Origin of the sequence: Martinezella dioscoreae (assembly GCF_009176305.1) — a bacterium.
GTDB lineage: Bacteria > Pseudomonadota > Alphaproteobacteria > Rhizobiales > Rhizobiaceae > Rhizobium > Rhizobium dioscoreae.
The window spans coordinates 1-864 of the sequence record NZ_BLAJ01000044.1; the positions used below are offsets into that span (position 1 = coordinate 1).

At 60.1% G+C, this 864-nt stretch carries 1 protein-coding gene; it reads left to right on the forward strand.

All coding sequences use genetic code 11. The features are described 5' to 3' along the window. Positions 1-81 precede the first annotated feature (81 nt). Positions 82-842 (forward strand): IS5 family transposase gene (locus tag GDN47_RS31830; RefSeq protein ID WP_371865543.1). Its coding sequence is split into 2 segments (ribosomal slippage): positions 82-409 and positions 409-842, totalling 762 coding nucleotides; the frame shifts between segments, so codons are not numbered across the junction. Positions 843-864 lie beyond the last annotated feature (22 nt).

The window sequence follows — 864 nt, forward strand, 5'->3', positions numbered from 1 at the left end:
TAGGCTGTAGTGACGATTTAACGGTTTGGGATTCCCAATTGGGAGCAAATCAGATTCAAGGCTGACTTTTGGAGGTCGGTCATGGATATCGATAGGCTCAGTGCGCAACAGTGGTCTCGGATCGAGCCGTTTGTGCCGGGAGGGCGCAAGGGGCGGCGGGGTCCGCGTTCAAACAACCGCCGATTTGTCGAAGCGCTGATCTGGATGGCCCGCTCTGGCGGACGCTGGCGTGATTTGCCCAAACACTACGGCGACTACCAGACCGTCAAGCGGCGCTATTACCGCTGGATCGAGATGGGTGTGCTCGAAAGCCTGTTCGAGGCGTTAGCGCGAGAAGCCGACCTTGATTGGGTCTCGATCGATTCCACCTCCATCCGTGCCCAGCCTCAAGCCGCCGGGGCGCGGCGAAAAAGGGGGGAGCGGACGCCCAGGGTCTTGGCCGGTCACGCGGCGGGCTAGGCACCAAGATCCACGCCGTCGTCGATGCTTTGGGGCTACCGGTGCGCTTCGTGCTCACACCGGGACACCGTGGCGATGTGATCTACGGCAAGGAATTGCTCAATGGGCTTAATCCCGGCCACGTCATCGCCGACAGGGCCTATGACGCCGAGCATTTCCACGACACCATTCTCGATGTCGGCGCTATTCCCGTCATCCCACCCAGGCATGACCGTCGGCGCCCGCACCCATGCAACTGGCGGCTCTATAAAGAGCGCAACCTCGTCGAGCGCTTCTTTGCAAAGCTCAAGCAGTTCCGCCGCGTTGCCACCCGCTACGACAAGCTGCTCGCCAACTTCAGAGGCTTCGTCATCATCGCTGCCATAACCATGTGGCTACGATAGTTAAATCGTCACCACAGCCTAG